Genomic DNA, 13,112 nt, shown 5'->3' on the forward strand with positions numbered 1-13,112 from the left:
ATATTAGATAAATGATTAAAATTTTAAAAAAATATTTTAAACCACCTTATTATTTCTTAATTGGAAAAAAACAGGGTACAAATGCAATAGCGCGATTTGTGCCTACTGAAAAAGAATTTTTAGGAAAAAAATTATATATCCATGATATCGCATCATTTAATTTGTGTAACGAGGAATTATTTCAACTTGAAATGTATAAGTTTAAGGCTAGTCGTCCTAATCCTTGTATAATAGATTGTGGGGCAAATTTAGGGATGAGTATCATTTATTTTAAGCAATTATATCCCAATGCTTCTATAATTGCTTTTGAAGCAGATGAGCATATTTTTGGTTTTTTGGAAAAAAACGTTGAATCATTTGGATATAATGATGTAGAGTTAATCAATAAGGCAGTTTGGAATTGCGATGATACCTTGTCATTTATTGTTGAAGGAGGAGCAGGAGGAAGAATAGAAGAAGAAACTTCAAAAGGGAAATACAAAAAAGTAGTTTGTACCAGTTTAAAAAAATATTTGACAGGACGAAAGGTTGATTTTTTAAAAATTGACATAGAAGGAGCGGAATTCGAAGTGATAAAAGACTGTGAGGATGAATTGAAAAATATTGATTATCTCTTTATTGAATACCACAGCATGCCAGATCGAGAGCAAAATTTGCATAAAATTTTGGAAATAGTTCAGAAAGCAGGATTTAGTTATCATATTAAAGAAGCTTACACGACTAAATATCCTTTCATCAAAAGAAATTTAAATTATGGTATGGATTTACAACTAAATATTTTTTGCTACAAAACAAAATAATTGCAATTCAATGTATACTATTATAATGTCAAAAATTCAAACATTACTGAAAACATATGTAACAACTGGGTATTATGGTATAAAGTGTCTTGTTAAAGATAAATTTTTTCCATACAAAGGGAGGACTATTAAAAGAATGGATCTTTTTTTAAAATATTTTAATGGAAAAATAGGGATAGAAATAGGAGGGCCTAGTGCTATTTTTTCAAAAGAAATTCCAATTTATCAGGTTATAGATAGTTTAGACGGATGTAATTTCAGTTCTCAAACCATTTGGGAAGGTACTATTGTTGAAGGCCAAAATTTTAATTATTTAGGAAGTAAAAAAGGACACCAATACATTTGTGAAGCGAGTAACCTTAAAGAAATACCTGATAACAAATATGATTTCCTTATTGCAAGCCATTGTTTAGAACATTGTGCCAACACGTTAAAAACAGTTAAAGAATGGGTGAGAGTTATTAAAAAAGGCGGTGCTATTTTACTTATTTTACCGGATAAAAGATATACATTTGATCATAATCGTCCTATCTCTACTTTTGGTCATTTTGAAAATGATTTAAATAATGGGATTAATGAAACCGATTTGACACACCTAACCGAAATTTTAGAGTTACATGATTTGAATATGGATTTAGCTGCCGGAACTAAAGAACAATTTAAAAAAAGGTCTTTTGCTAATCACGAAAATAGATGCTTGCACCATCATGTTTTTGACTTCAAATTACTGCAAAATGTCTATAAGTATTTTGATATTAAGGTAGTTAATTTGACTTTTGTAAAACCTTATCATCAAATAATTTTAGGTATTAAGCGATGATTTCAATAATTATTTGTTCTCGAACCCAAAACATTTCTTTTAATTTATCTGAGAATATAAAAAACACGATTGGTTGTGATTATGAATTAATTGTCATTGATAATTCAAACAATAAATATTCTATTTTTGAGGCCTATAATTTAGGGATAGAAAAAAGTAGGAATGATTATTTGTGTTTTATGCATGATGATGTCTTATTGCATACTCAAAATTGGGGTCTACTAGTGAAGAATTTATTCGACCAAAATGAAGAATTTGGGTTGCTGGGGGTTGCCGGTGCTAAATCCAAAACAAAGATGCCATCGGCTTGGTGGGATTGTCCAGAAGAGGATAAATTTCTTTATTTAAAACAACATTTAAGAAATGGCAATGTTGAAGATTGGGACCAAGGTTTTAAGAATAAAAATATAGAAAAAGTGGTTGCAATAGATGGATTTTTTATGATTGCTCGAAGAGAGAAACAGTTTCGTTTTCAGGAATCTACCAAGGGTTTTCATTGTTATGATTTGAACATATCATTCGAGTACATCAAGCTGGGTTATAGTATTATAGTGGTTAATTCAATAGTAGTGGAACATTTTTCTTTGGGAAAGTTAGATAAAAATTGGTATTTGACCTCTATAATAATGCACAAAATATACTCGAATTTGCTCCCTTTAAAAGTTGAAGAAGGAATAGTCTGCAAGGATTTTGAGTTTAAAAACGGAACAAATTTCATAAAAGGTTTGCTTTACTACAGGTTAAAAAAACAAGCCTTCTTACTTTGGATACAATTAATTATTTTAAAGCCTATTACAGGATACCATTTTAAATTTTTGAAACAAATGCTAAAATAAATGCTAGCAATAGTCATTCCATATTATAAAATTACTTTTTTTGAGGCAACCATTGAGTCTTTAGCCGATCAAACAGACAAACGATTCAAAGTTTATATTGGTGATGATGCCAGTACTGAAAATCCAGGTGATTTATTAGAAAAGTACAAAGGTAAATTTGAATTTGTTTATCATCGATTTGAACGTAATCTTGGAGGAACATCATTGGTTCTTCAATGGGAACGCTGCATTGCTTTGTCTAATAAAGAGGAATGGATTATGATATTGGGGGACGATGATTATTTGAGTAAAAATGTTGTATTTGAATTTTATGAGAACTATAATTTATTTCACGAAAACTGTAATGTTCTGAGGTATTCTACTAGGGTAATTGATCAGATTAATGGTGAAGAGTCTAAGTTATGTACAAATCTATTATTTGAAACAGGAATTCAATACATTTCAAGAAAAATTAAAGGTAAAGCAAGAGGCTCTTTGTCAGAATTTGTTTTTAACAAAAATGAATTTTTAAAACATAAATTTACAAATTATCCATCCGCTTTTTATAGTGATGATAAAATAGTTTTAGACTTAACAAAAGTGAAAAATATTTTCAGTACAAATTCCGCTGTTGTATTTGTTAGAATTTCATCTGAAAGTTTATCCGGTAAAGCTGAGATACATAAAAATGATTTGTTTTTAGCACGGTTTGAATTTTTCGAATATTTAATAAAAATAAAGTATTATTTATTTGATGTTTATACAAGAAAAATTATTGTTGAGAGGTTCTTAAGTTATACCTACCAACATAAAAAGCAAAATGTGTTTCTGTTTTTAAATTTGTATTTGAAGAGTGTATTGTTTTTAGATTTTAATTTTTTTATGAAGATAAATAAGAAGTTTATCAAGATAATTTTAGGACAATCAATTGATTAAGAAAAGTAAGAATATTATTGTATGTACCCCGTTTTTAGATAATATTGGAGGGACAGAAATTGAAGCTGTATTAACGGCAATACATTTTTATGATTCGAATCAATATAAAAGAGTTGCGATTTTTTCTCCTAGAAAAAGTAGTTCCAGTTTTTTTAAAGAAATAATTGAAGAACGAAATATCAGCTTTGTACATTATCCTACTTTTTTTGATTTCAAGACTATCCTTTTTCTTAATAAAATACTTAAGAAGTTTGGTTTAGAAAAACCAATATTAGAATCTGCATATTGGTTTTTAATTTCTTTACAATACACTAGTTTTTTTATATTAACTTATCCAGGATGTACTTATTTTTTTTCAGTATTTCAATTTCAATTTCAAAACAAAAAATATATTGCCAAGATTACCATGTGGCATTTTAATTTGTTATCAAAGCTTCATCAAATTGTTTACAATAAGTTTACTAATATTATAGTTTTTAATGAAGAACAAAAAATGTTTTGGGAACGAAATAATTTTTTAAAAAATACAGTAGCTTTAGATATTGCAATCTTAAACGAGACTAATCTTCTTAGTTTGTCACAAAGAACTTATGAACAGGATGTTCTTGTTTTTGGCTATTTGGGAAGAATATCAAGAGAAAAAAATCTCGAAGACATGATACTTTTACTCGATTTTTTAAATAACAAAAATCAAAAAAAATGTAAATTAGTCATTCAAGGAAAAGGAGATTTACTATATCTACAGGAGCTTGAATTATTGGTTGTAAAATGTAACCTATTCAATTTCGTGACTTTTAAAAAAGAATTTATTAGTCCGCTACAAACTCATACTTTTTATCAATATATTGATGTTTTTCTAGTTACTTCAAAAAGCGAAGGCGGACCAATGACCGCGCTGGAAGCTGCCGCTGCTGGTTGTTTTGTAATGGGGTATAAAATTGGAGCAATGCAAGATCGTTTTGGGCAAATTCCTAATATGGTTAATCAAAATTACAAATCATTGTGTGATTCTGCTTTAGCTTTATTAAATTTGAGTATTTTTGATAAAAATACTATCTTAAACGAGTTTAGACAATTTTATATCTTAAAATTAAGTAACTCAATTAAAGCATGTAAATTAAATCTACTTTTTAAATAAATGCATTATAATACTTTAATATCGATTGTTATCCCCTGTTATAATGATTCGCAATATGTTGAACAATCAGTACTTTCTGCATTAAATCAAACGTATACTAACATAGAAGTAATTATTGTAGATGATGGTTCTAATATAGAAACTAAAGCGGTATTAAGGAAAATAGGGCCAAAAGTCACAAAATTGATTACGCAAGAAAACAAAGGACAAAGTACGGCAAGAAATAACGGTATTAGAGAAGCTGCCGGAGAATATATTTTAGTGTTAGATAGTGATGATTTTTTTGAACCCTCTTTTGCTGAAAAAGCATTTGCTGTATTTTTAGAACATCAAAATACAAAGATAGTTACATGCTATGCCAATCTAATCTTTGAAAAAGAAAAATCTTTTATCTATAAACCTAATGGAGGAGATGTAGCCTCTTTTTTGTATTCGAACAATGCTTTAGGAAGTGCCATGTTTAAAAAAGAGGATTGGCAAATGTCAGGGGGTTATGATGAGAATATGCGACAAGGATTTGAAGATTGGGAGTTTTATATTCGGTTACTTCAAAAAGGGGGTCTGGCAAAAGTTGTAGAAGAGCCTTTATACCATTATAGAAAGAGAAATAACACAACAACCCAAAGAGCAAATGCTGTAAAGTACCAATTATTGCTTCACCTATTTCAGAAACATAGGGAATTGTATAAGACATATTTAGACGATTATGTGACTTATTTATTATTTAAAATAGAAAAAGAAGAATTTGAAAAAATAAAAAATACACAGCGGTTAGAATTTAAAATTGGTAAAGCACTTTTAAAGCCTTTTCGATGGATTAATTCAATAGTAAGATGAGCTGTATGCCCAAAGTAAGTATAATTATGGCGACCTATAACAGGGCCGAATATATACTAGAATCTTTGCAATCAATCCAGGCTCAAACATTCAAGGATTGGGAGTGTATTATTATTGATGATGGAGGAACCGATAATACAGCGGAAATTTTAGCTCCTATTTTAAAACAGAATATCCGGTTTAAATATTTTATACGGACTTCTAAATATCAAAAGGGATTGCCGGGAAGTAGGAATTATGGTCTGGATTTAGCTCAGGGAGACTATGTTATTTTTTTTGATGATGATGATATTGTCCATCCCCAAAATTTGGAATTATGTGTAAAAGAATTAAGCAAACAAAATGTTTCTTTTTGCAGGTATCTTCGAAATGTTTTCTTTGATGATTTTGACTATAATTTTGAATTTTCAAAAGACTATGCTTCTTTTTTTGTAACTAAATCAGATGTTGAGAAACTATTAATAAACGAACTTCCATTTAATTCTTGTGCAGTGATGTGGCATAGAACCTGTTTTGATGGCAATCGATTTGTGGAACATTTGATGTATGCAGAAGAATGGGAGTTGTATTCCAGAATTTTGTCTTCTGATATTAAAGGAATTTCTATTGAAAAATGTTTGTTCTTTGGACGTAAACATGCGGACTCCAATACCGGAGAATTTTATAGCAATAACCCCATACGCAGGGCCTCTAAAAAAGACGCTATTTTGTTGGTTCTCGAAAATTTAAAGGAGAAACAGTTGCTGTCTTCTTCGCTCCTTCGTTATTTTGTAACCATGGCAACCGACTTTAAGGAGTACAATTTGTTTACTCAAATCATCGCTTTACTTGAATTGTCTATCTTTGAAAAAATAAAATGGCAGTTTTTTTATAGTACATTCCCTTTGCGGTTGTCTGTCTATAAATTAAAAAAAAAATCCGGAAAATATAATTCATGAAAATTCTACTTTGTTTTGGCACTCGACCTGAAGCGATTAAAATGGCACCGCTATATCACGAATTAAAAAAAAATAATTTTGATGTAAAAGTCTGTGTCACGGCACAACATCGAGAGATGCTGGATCAAGTGTTGGAATTTTTTGCTATTGCTCCCGATTATGATTTAGATTTGATGCAACCCAATCAAAGTTTGAACGGATTAAGTGCTAGTATTTTGTTAAAGATGGATGGCGTATTTACTGATGCAAAACCAGATTTGGTTTTGGTCCATGGAGACACAACAACTTCATCGATGGTGGCGTTGGCCGCCTTTCATAATGGCATAACCGTAGGACATATAGAAGCTGGTTTACGTACGTATAATAAAAAGGCGCCCTTTCCGGAGGAAGTGAACCGGCAGTTGACCAGCAGAATAGCCGATATTCATTTTACCCCTAGCGCTGCAGCCACACAGAATTTACTGAATGAAGGCATTCTGCCAACTGCTATCGTCGAAACTGGAAATACCGTTATTGATGCGCTATTGTGGACCGTTGAAAAAATTGGAGCAGAAGATTATATCAATCCTGAAATTGAACGATTGAAACGTTTGCTTCCTACCGATAAAAAAATGGTTCTGGTCACAGGGCATCGCAGAGAAAATTTTGGAGCAGGTTTTGAGAACCTGTGTGATGCGCTTTTATCTGTTTCGAAACGAGACGATGTAGTGTTAGTTTATCCTGTACATTTAAATCCCAAAGTGAAAGATGTTGTATATGAGAAATTGTCCAACACTAAAAATATTTATTTGATACCACCGGTTTCCTATCCCGTTTTTGTGTGGTTGATGCAACAATCTTTGTTGATTGTCACAGATTCCGGTGGTATTCAGGAAGAAGCCCCTTCCTTAGGTAAACCTGTTTTGGTTACTCGTGATGTTTCAGAAAGACCTGAAGGGGTTACTGCCGGATTTTCTATTTTAGTAGGTACCGATCAACAAAAAATCAGCACTACTATTTGTTCTTTTTTAGACGGATTCACGGGATTTGGGCATTCCATCAATCCTTATGGAGCCGGTGATGCCTGCCAAAAAATAGCAGCATATTTATTAAAACACTATTAAAATGAAAATTCTTGTTGTAGTAGACTCCATCAATATTGAAGACAGTAGTGGTTCAAAAGCCAATGTCGCTTTGATTAAGAACTTAGCCGAGGCGGGTTTTGACGTTTTAGTCTATCATTATACGTTGCGAAACATACATTTAGCGGGTGTGAGGTGTTATGCGATACCTGAAATAAAATTCAGTCCCTTGTATTTTTTAAGTCGGATACAAAGGGTGTTGAGTCGGAATTTAAAGGTCAATCCAGCTCCTTTTTTAGAACAATTATTTGGGTTTTCTTTTACTTTTTATAATGATACCCGCAGTATTACTGCCGCATTGCAGCATCAAAAATTTCAGCCCGATTTAGTAATAACTTTGAGTAAGGGTGGTAGTTTTAGGCCTCATTATTCCGTTCTTCAATTTCCGGAATTACATGACAAATGGATGGCGTATGTGCATGATCCGTATCCTGCGCATTATTATCCAAGACCATACAATTGGGTAGAATCCAGTCATAAAGCCAGAGAAGCCTTTTTTAGGGCAGTTTCTACAAAAGCCAGATATAGTGCCTTTCCGAGCTTGTTGTTGCACGAATGGATGTCGAGTTATTTCCCTAATTTTGCCCAAACAGGAGTTGTTATTCCGCATCAAAATGCAAAGTACGTCGTTCAGGACACTTCTTTTCCATCCTATTTTGATGTTTCAAAATTCAATGTACTCCATGCCGGTAATTTGATGAAGCAACGTTCGCCTGAGGGTTTGATAGCTGGTTTTCAACTGTTTTTACAACACTATCCGGAAGCTGAAAAAGAGTCGCGATTGCTGTTGCTCGGACCAGCTTCTGATCACGCCCAATTATTTGAAAAACACCAAAAAAAAACTCCTGAACTCTACATTCATAATGGTATGATTCCTTTTGATACGGTTTATTTGCTTCAACAAAGTGTATCGGTTAATGTTATTTTGGAGTCAAAAGCGGAAATTAGTCCGTTTTTACCCGCTAAATTCCCGCATTGCGTTGCAGCTAGTAAACCTATCTTAGCTTTAGCGCCTTATTACAGTGAAACAAAGCGGTTGTTAGGCAATGACTATGCGTATTGGGCGGAAGTGGATGATGTGCCACGAATAGCTGTATTAGTGGGAGAATTGTATTGCTTGTGGAAACAAAATCCAAAGCAACTGCTTTTAAACAGAAGTGATTTAGCGGAATATCTTTCGGTTTCGTATTTAAAAAAGACTATTGATAATTTGGAAAAAAATAATTAGCGATGACGCACGCCACTTTTACTATACTGCTAACTACCAAAAACCGTAAAACCGATTTGGCTGTTACTTTAGCTAAAATCCAGCATTTATTCTCTTGTGACGGGGTAGAACGTATTGTTTGTGATGATGGTTCTACAGATGATACAGCTGTTTTTGTTCAAGCGCAATATCCTGAAATCCAACTGATTAAAAATAAAGAGAGTAAAGGACTTATCTACAGCCGAAATAGATTGTTAGGTCTCGTGAATACTGAATTTGCTATTTCATTGGATGATGATGCTCATTTTATTACAGTAAATGCGTTGTCAGTTATTGCAGACTACTTTGCTGCCAACCCCAATTGCGGGGTATTGGCTTTACGCATTTTTTGGGGATTAGTAGAGCCTGATTCGACTACTACTTCTGAAAGCTCCGCTCGAGTCCAGGGATTTGTAGGCTGTGGCCATGTATGGAGAATGTCGGCTTGGAATTCTATTCCTGATTATCCTGCTTGGTTTATTTTTTATGGGGAGGAGGATTTTGCCGCGTATCAGCTTTTCAAAAAAAACATAGAGATTCATTATTTACCGGAAGTTCTGGTGCATCATAGGGTTGATGTGAGGTCAAGAAGAAACAATACAGATTACAGTCTTCGTTTAAGACGATCGTTACGCTCGGGTTGGTATTTGTATTTTTTGTTTTTTCCTTTACAATACATTCCTAAAAAAATGGCCTATTCAATTTGGATGCAACTGAAATCAAAAGTTTTTAAAGGGGATTGGAAAGCATTAAAAGCGATTTTATGGGCCATGTTGGATTTAGTATTGGCCATTCCGAAAATTATAAAAAACAGCAATCGATTGACTCGTAAAGAATATTCTGCCTATCAAAAATTAGAGAAAACTAAGCTTTATTGGAGGCCTGAAAATGAATCGCATTAGTTTTTAGCTTTTAATTGGTCCAACTAGTTCGCTCTTATTTTTTTAGAATTAATTAAATAGATGTAGCTAATAGGGCTGAAATTTGAATTCGTGCGGAAATTTTTTATTAATTATTACACCACATATTGAAACATTTCACTACTTTTGAACTGTAATACGACGAATAACTGGAATTATTCGAGGTCTTACACTAATCATTTTGCTCAAAAAAACGGGGTTCTAGCCAGTATTTTTGAGCTTTTTTTATATCAAAAAGGGACTGAAAAGTACTTTTTAGACCAAAAAAAAACTTCTTTTGGCATAAATAATTCTTATTTTATTTTATTGGAGGTTTAAATCGTGACCCAAAGTCAAGCTTTTAAGGCAATTTGGGGATGTACAATTCAAGCAAGACCGAATATTGATCTCGTGCGGACGCTTTTTTTGCCCGATCTTGACGAAACAAAAGTCCAATCAAGACGAAACGGCTCTAATTTTCGTTGATTATAGGCCAAAAAAAACCTCGAGTACTGGAATACTCGAGGTCTTACAATAATCAGATGCTTCTGATTACGGGGTTCTAGCCGGCTTTTCTAAATGATAACTCATTCAGCATGCTGCGTAATTTTTTTCCGGGTCGGAAAAGAATGCGACTTTTTTTAATCGCGGCAGCGGACACATCGGCAGCCATTTCCTTGCCTTCGGAACTGATACCCACCTGGAAATTACCCAGTCGGCCCAGTTTTACAATTCGGCCTTGCCCGAGTTCCCCAATGATGTTGTGTTCTAAGGACAACAAGACCGCATAACAGTCCGTAGCCGTAACCGTACATTGGTAAGAGATCAACTCAGCGAGTCGGTCTAAATCTACATCGCCATCTGCAACTGCAGCGGCATAAAATTTTTCAGGAGCCATTAGGTCCCGAGGGTTCTTTCTAGGAAGAACTTTGTATTTAATAGCCATTGTTTATTGGTATTAAATGAATAAAAAAAATTGGTCTTAGTATACTTGTTAATTGTATCTAACTGACATTTCAAAGATACAGTAGTCTTCCGTGTAATAAAAGCCAAAGTTATTCACAATCGGTTATGGTTTTTAACAAATAAAAAAATTAAGACTTTTTTCTTACATTAAATAATGTGCTTATAGTCAGTAAATTATGTTTCTTGAGCAACGTTAAATGCCGTAAAATATAGGATTTTTACAAGTAAAAAATAGAGAAATACACAAGTAATTGTATAGTGTTATTTAGTCATTAGATTTTAGTTGAGAAAGGAGTATTGTAGCCTATTTTTTTACCATTATCAATTGAATTTGAAACACTATTTTATAAGATTTAAAGGATTATATGCCCTTTTGAGTGTCCTGTATATTCGAAATTGAGGTCTGTTTTAATTGTTTAACGCTAAAAAGCAAATTGATAAGACTTTATATCTACAAGAGTAATAAATCTCAGAGCGCATTTGAAATTCAAAAAAATAAGTATTTTTACAAGGATATAATTTTACTAATGAAAACGATTGCTATTATTCCTGCTCGTGGAAACTCTAAACGGTTGCCAAATAAGAATTTATTACTTTTAGGAGGAATTCCTTTATTGGTGCACAGTATTTTATTTGCCCAAAAAAATCCATCTATTATTGATGAAATCTATGTAACGACCGATAACGCAGCCATAAAAAACATTGCGCTGCAGTATGGAGTTACAGTAATTGACAGACCAGATGCCTTTTCAGGAGACTTGGAACCAACGATTAGTAGTGTCCAACATGTTTTAGAGACTATTACTCATGCAGTTGACACGGTTGTTTTGTTACAACCCACTAATCCGTTGCGACCAGAAAATTTGCTTCAGGAAGCTTATGTACGGTTTTGCATGAATGATGCTGACAGTCTTGTCACCGTAACCAGGAATCATCAAAAATTGGGAAAAATAATCAACAACAGTTTTGAACCTTATAATTACACAATAGGGCAACGCAGTCAGGATTTAGAGCCTCTTTATTTTGAAAATGGGTTGTTGTACATTACCAAAGCTAAAGTGATACTGGAGGGTAAAATAGTTTCTGAAAATAGTATTCCTTATGAAGTAAATCATATTTTTGCCAATGTTGATATCGATACGCTGGATGATTTTGATTATGCGGAGTATTTAATCAATAAAGCGTCTCGACTGCGCTCGAAGTGACAGTTGTAATGATTTGATTATTTAGTTGTACTATGAATTTGAAATAAATCGTCTCGGCTTTACTCCGACTGCGCTCAGTACAAACTTTCGACGTGACAGTTGTAGTGACTTCAGGATTTTATTGTCAAATCGAGCGCAGTCGAGATTGTCTTCATTGACTCTCGCTCAACGCAGGCTCGGTCGAGATTGAGTCTTGGAGTTATTATAAAATTTAATTTGTAACCATTCATTAAAAAATGAACCCATATATTGAAATTGCAGGAAGAAAAATAGGTCTTGATTATCCCCCTTTGGTTATTGCTGAAATCGGTATTAATCATGAAGGTTCTTTGCAAATAGCCAAAGAGATGGTAGATGCTGCTCACAGAGCCGGTGCTGAGGTGGTCAAGCATCAAACGCATATTGTGGAAGACGAGATGAGTGGGGCAGCCAAAAAAGTAATTCCGGGCAATGCTACAGTTTCGATTTATGAAATTATGGAACGTTGTTCTTTGAACGAAGTCGATGAATTAGAACTAAAAAATTATGTAGAAAGCAAAGGAATGATTTTCATTTCTACCCCTTTTTCTCGTGCTGCTGCTGATCGGTTGGAGAAATTCAATGTGTCCGCCTATAAAATAGGATCTGGAGAATGTAATAATTATCCTTTGCTGGAGCATATTGCAGCTTTTGGTAAGCCCGTTATTTTGAGTACCGGAATGAATACTATTGAAAGCATTACTAAAGCGGTGGCAATTTTTGATAAGTACAACGTACCCGTAGCGCTATTGCATACTACAAATTTATATCCAACTCCAATTCATCTCGTGCGTTTCGGCGCAATGATGGAAATGCATCAAGCTTTTCCGGATAAAGTTTTCGGCTTGTCCGATCATACTTTGAATAACAATGCGTGTTTAGGAGCTGTAGCTTTAGGAGCCAGTATTTTGGAACGTCATTTTACGGATCATACACATCGTACCGGTCCAGATATTGTGTGCAGCATGGATGAGCAGACATGTGGGGAACTTATCGTTTCTTCTCATGAAATGTGGCACATGCGTGGTGGAAAAAAAGAGCCAACTAAAGAAGAACAAATAACTATTGATTTTGCATTTGCAACGGTTTGTACGATTGCTCCAATAAAAAAAGGAGCGTTATTTACTACGGATAATATATGGGTAAAACGTCCGGGAACTGGAGCTATATTGGCTGAACATTTTAATGATTTGATTGGGAAAATCGCTACTCGAGATATTGGGAATGATAGACAGTTAACTTGTGCCGATTGTGAATAAAGGCATTATGTAATTAATTCTAAAGGTTAAATAATTATTGAGGTGTTCCGATAAATACTTATGATTTTTATGTATATTTAAAGTATGGAAAAATTTACAGGAGAAAGTATTTTA

The 13,112-nt window shown here is 33.4% G+C and carries 13 protein-coding genes; 12 read left to right on the forward strand and 1 reads right to left on the reverse strand.

Annotated features, from left to right (window positions below):
• Positions 1-11: 11 nt before the first annotated feature.
• From EKL97_RS03770 to EKL97_RS03815, 10 genes are read left to right on the forward strand one after another with little or no spacing between them, the layout of a single operon-like run.
• Complete coding sequence (locus EKL97_RS03770) at positions 12-800, forward strand: FkbM family methyltransferase (protein ID WP_126458955.1); 789 nt, start codon at positions 12-14, stop codon at positions 798-800.
• A gap of 25 nt (positions 801-825) precedes the next feature.
• The gene (locus EKL97_RS03775) at positions 826-1,620 is read left to right on the forward strand and encodes a methyltransferase domain-containing protein (RefSeq protein ID WP_158614911.1); all 795 of its coding nucleotides are present in this window, start codon (positions 826-828) and stop codon (positions 1,618-1,620) included.
• Entirely contained in the window at positions 1,617-2,456 is an 840-nt protein-coding gene (locus EKL97_RS03780; protein WP_126568139.1) for a glycosyltransferase, read from the forward strand. The genes EKL97_RS03775 and EKL97_RS03780 overlap by 4 nt, the downstream gene beginning before the upstream one ends.
• The gene (locus EKL97_RS03785; RefSeq protein WP_126554507.1) at positions 2,457-3,371 is read left to right on the forward strand and encodes a glycosyltransferase family 2 protein; all 915 of its coding nucleotides are present in this window, start codon (positions 2,457-2,459) and stop codon (positions 3,369-3,371) included.
• On the forward strand, positions 3,364-4,509 hold the full coding sequence (locus EKL97_RS03790; RefSeq protein WP_126568141.1) for a glycosyltransferase: 1,146 nt from the start codon (positions 3,364-3,366) through the stop codon (positions 4,507-4,509). Before EKL97_RS03785 ends, EKL97_RS03790 begins: the two co-directional genes overlap by 8 nt.
• The gene (locus tag EKL97_RS03795) at positions 4,510-5,346 is read left to right on the forward strand and encodes a glycosyltransferase (RefSeq protein ID WP_126554503.1); all 837 of its coding nucleotides are present in this window, start codon (positions 4,510-4,512) and stop codon (positions 5,344-5,346) included. It begins immediately after the preceding gene.
• Positions 5,347-5,351: 5 nt separating this feature from the next.
• The gene (locus EKL97_RS03800) at positions 5,352-6,284 is read left to right on the forward strand and encodes a glycosyltransferase family 2 protein (RefSeq protein WP_126568142.1); all 933 of its coding nucleotides are present in this window, start codon (positions 5,352-5,354) and stop codon (positions 6,282-6,284) included.
• Entirely contained in the window at positions 6,281-7,387 is a 1,107-nt protein-coding gene (gene wecB / locus EKL97_RS03805) for a non-hydrolyzing UDP-N-acetylglucosamine 2-epimerase (protein ID WP_126568144.1), read from the forward strand. The genes EKL97_RS03800 and wecB overlap by 4 nt, the downstream gene beginning before the upstream one ends.
• Before the next feature lies 1 nt (position 7,388).
• Positions 7,389-8,633, forward strand: coding sequence for a UDP-glycosyltransferase (locus EKL97_RS03810; protein WP_233588545.1), 1,245 nt, complete (start codon positions 7,389-7,391; stop codon positions 8,631-8,633).
• Positions 8,634-8,635: 2 nt separating this feature from the next.
• Complete coding sequence (locus EKL97_RS03815; protein WP_126554494.1) at positions 8,636-9,553, forward strand: glycosyltransferase family 2 protein; 918 nt, start codon at positions 8,636-8,638, stop codon at positions 9,551-9,553.
• Between the two features lie 559 nt (positions 9,554-10,112).
• Here EKL97_RS03815 and EKL97_RS03820 read toward each other — a convergent pair.
• Positions 10,113-10,496 carry an HU family DNA-binding protein gene (locus tag EKL97_RS03820; RefSeq protein ID WP_126554492.1) on the reverse strand — a complete coding sequence of 128 codons (384 nt, stop codon included), beginning with the start codon at positions 10,494-10,496 and terminating at the stop codon, positions 10,113-10,115.
• Positions 10,497-11,043: 547 nt separating this feature from the next.
• Here EKL97_RS03820 and EKL97_RS03825 point away from each other — a divergent pair.
• On the forward strand, positions 11,044-11,721 hold the full coding sequence (locus EKL97_RS03825) for a cytidylyltransferase domain-containing protein (RefSeq protein ID WP_126568145.1): 678 nt from the start codon (positions 11,044-11,046) through the stop codon (positions 11,719-11,721).
• Between the two features lie 236 nt (positions 11,722-11,957).
• The gene (locus EKL97_RS03830) at positions 11,958-12,998 is read left to right on the forward strand and encodes an N-acetylneuraminate synthase family protein (protein WP_126561643.1); all 1,041 of its coding nucleotides are present in this window, start codon (positions 11,958-11,960) and stop codon (positions 12,996-12,998) included.
• Positions 12,999-13,112: the final 114 nt, after the last annotated feature.

This window comes from Flavobacterium sp. LS1P28, assembly GCF_003970335.1.
Lineage (GTDB): Bacteria > Bacteroidota > Bacteroidia > Flavobacteriales > Flavobacteriaceae > Flavobacterium.